The sequence below is a fragment of the Solemya elarraichensis gill symbiont genome (assembly GCF_002021095.1).
In the GTDB taxonomy this organism is placed as follows: Bacteria; Pseudomonadota; Gammaproteobacteria; order Chromatiales; family Chromatiaceae.
Window position 1 is genome coordinate 1 of the sequence record NZ_MPRK01000208.1, and the last position, 2,994, is coordinate 2,994.

Sequence of the window (2,994 nt, forward strand, 5' to 3'; positions counted from 1 at the left end):
CAGGCGCCCGTGCCGCAGGCCAGGGTTTCACCGCTGCCGCGCTCGTAGACGCGCAGGCGTATGCGTGTACGGTCCACGACCTGCATGAAGCCCGCATTGACACGGTTCGGAAACGCGGGATGTGACTCGATTAGCGGCCCGAGGTGCTCGACATCTGCCGATTCGGTCTCGCCGACCAGCAGCACGGCGTGCGGATTGCCCATCGACACTGCGCCGATCTCAACGCAATCGCTGCCGATCTCAAGCATGTAGCTGTCAGCAGCGCTTTCGGCAGTGAAGGGCAGGCTGGCCGGTTCGAACTGCGGTGTGCCCATGTTGACGCGCACAGAGCCGTTCTCTTCCAGTTCAAGTGTGATCGGGCCACGTGCAGTACCGACCGGGATAGTGCGCTTGTCTGTCAGTCCCTGGTCATGCACGTAACGCGCGAAGCAGCGTGCGCCGTTGCCACACTGTTCGACTTCGCCGCCATCGGCATTGTAGATACGGTAGTAGAAGTCGGTTTGCTGGTCACGCGGAGCTTCAACAAGCAGAACCTGGTCGCAGCCGATACCGAAGTGACGATCGGCAAGCAGGCGAATCTGTTCTGCACTCAGCTCGAGCGGATGATCAATCGCGTTGAAGACGACAAAATCATTGCCGATGCCGTGCATTTTAGTGAATTGCAGTTCCATTGCTGAAAGATAGCAAAATTTACAGTGCTTGACCTGAAAAAGGAGGGCTAACTTGTAGGAAGCAGGCCTTCAAAAGCCCAGTGGTGCAGAGGATTCTCCGTTATCGGCGCCCGTGCGCAACGCAGGGCATCACAGGAGAAGCGAAAAACTGTTTGAGCGATCGAAGATCGCGAGTTTTTTTCGCGCTGTGATGATCAAGTTTCGCGCGATCAGGCGCCGGTAAGGAGCTGTTTCTTTGCCTACTTTCTTGTCAGCACAAGAAAGTGGGGTGGGTGCGCGCCACCGCGCGCTTTCAACATTAAGCTTTCGCGCAGCGACACAAAGGAATGGGTATCAGATCAGGGGAGAGTTCGCTCACCAGCGAACAGCGATTCAATCGTCTCACGTTCGCGTACGAGATGAACCTGATCACCATCAACCATCACCTCGGCAGCACGCGGCCGCGAGTTGTAATTGGAACTCATGGTGAAACCGTAGGCACCGCTGGAGCGAACTGCCAGCAAGTCGCCTGCTGCCAGCGACAGGCTGCGACTCTTGCCAAGAAAATCTCCGGTTTCGCACACAGGCCCAACGATATCGTAGGGGCCATCACGCCCCTGCGCGTTTTGGTCAGCCGGAATGATCTGCTGGATAGCACTGTAGAGTGACGGGCGCAGCAGGTCGTTCATGGCTGCGTCGACGATGGCGAAGTCTTTCTCTTCGGTTGGCTTCAGGTACTCGACACGTGTCAGCAGAATGCCTGCGTTGGCGGCAATGGCACGTCCCGGCTCAAGGATGACCTCGAGATCGCGCGCAGTGATGTGATCGCGTACCGCCTCTGCATAGTTGTGAGGCAGGGGTGGCTGCTCATCTGTGTAGGACACGCCGAGACCGCCGCCAAGATCGATATGACGCAGCTTGATTCCGTCAGCTGCGAGTTCATCTATCAGCGCGAGGATGCGTTCGAGGGCATCGAGGAATGGGGTCAGTTCAGTCAGCTGCGAGCCGATATGACAATCGATACCGGCAAGTTCGATACCGGCAAGCTGTTTAGCCTCGTGGTAAAGGCGCTTGGCCTCACCAACGGGCACGCCGAATTTGTTTTCACGCAGTCCGGTCGAGATGTAGGGGTGCGTACCGGCATCGACATCCGGATTGACGCGCAGCGACACGGGTGCCTTTGTGCCGCACTCCAGTGCGACCTGGTTGAGCAGTTGTAGCTCGGCCTCTGATTCTACATTGAAGCAGTGAATGCCGACCTCGAGCGCACGGCGCATCTCGTCCGGGCGCTTGCCGACACCGGAAAAAACCATTTTTTTCGGATCACCGCCTGCTGCAAGGACGCGTTGCAGTTCCCCCACGGAGACGATGTCGAAACCTGAGCCCATGCGCGCCAGGACATTGAGAACGCCAAGATTGGAGTTTGCCTTGACGGCAAAACAGATCAGGTGCGGGTGGTCGTTGAAGGCGTCATTGAAAGCGTGCCAGTGACGTTCCAGTGTCGCACGTGAGTAGACATAGCACGGGGTGCCATACTGCTGTGCAATCTCGGCAACAGCAACACCCTCGGCGAACAGTTGTCCGCCCTTGTATTCAAAATGATCCATCAGTTTCCGGCCGGTTTGACGACAGGCTGGCTGGTTTGCGCGGGTTGTGATGATTCAGGCAGGTAGAGATCGCCCTTGCTGCCACATCCGCTGAGCATATTGCCAATGCCGAGAATGGCAATCAGGATGATGAATAAATAGCGTGAATAACAGTGCATGGTGGGTGCGTTCCGGTTTCCAATTAGGCAATTCTACCCTTAATTTATCCTTTATTGTAGGAGCTCCGTCCCTGGCGGTCGCGCCGCTCCTACAACGCTCTTTTACACAGGCTTGGAATCTCCCCCGAGGTACCCAGCGCATGTTGCATGAAGCCCTCTTTGATGAGAGGCAGTCGCTGCGTGGCAGCCAGCCCGCTGTTTCTCAACAGTTTCAGCAGGCTATTGTCGTTACTGAAGAGGTGATTGAAGCCCTCCATGCTTTTCTGCATCAACAGGTTATCACCGCGGCGTGTTCGTTCGTAGGCACGCAGGCCCTGTTCATTGCTGATCGGGCGGCCGCGTTCGAGCTGGCTGGCGACCATGTCGATCAATGCGCCAACGTCACGAAAGCCGAGGTTAACGCCCTGGCCGGCAAGCGGGTGAATCTGGTGTGCGGCATCTCCGACGAGAGCAGCATGGCTGCTGATGTATCTCTCTGCATGAATAGAGCGCAATGGATAGCGCGCACGTTGAGATGTTTCTGTAATCTCGCCCAGGCGCCCCTCGACTGCATCATGAAGCGCATCGCAAAATGCGGCA

Annotated in this window: 4 protein-coding genes; all 4 read right to left on the reverse strand. The window is 56.9% G+C overall.

What is annotated here, in order from left to right; genetic code table 11:
* Positions 1–671, reverse strand: a 671-nt coding sequence (gene dapF, locus BOW51_RS09080) for a diaminopimelate epimerase (RefSeq protein WP_078477445.1), incomplete at its 3' end; no start/stop codon positions are given.
* Between the two features lie 338 nt (positions 672–1,009).
* Positions 1,010–2,257 (reverse strand): diaminopimelate decarboxylase, encoded by a 1,248-nt coding sequence (gene lysA, locus BOW51_RS09085; RefSeq protein WP_078477446.1) that lies wholly within the window; start codon positions 2,255–2,257, stop codon positions 1,010–1,012.
* Entirely contained in the window at positions 2,257–2,415 is a 159-nt protein-coding gene (lptM, locus tag BOW51_RS09090; protein ID WP_135568200.1) for an LPS translocon maturation chaperone LptM, read from the reverse strand. The genes lysA and lptM overlap by 1 nt, the downstream gene beginning before the upstream one ends.
* An 89-nt stretch (positions 2,416–2,504) precedes the next feature.
* A partial coding sequence (locus BOW51_RS09095) for an FAD-dependent monooxygenase (protein WP_174564745.1) occupies positions 2,505–2,994 on the reverse strand: 490 nt, incomplete at its 5' end.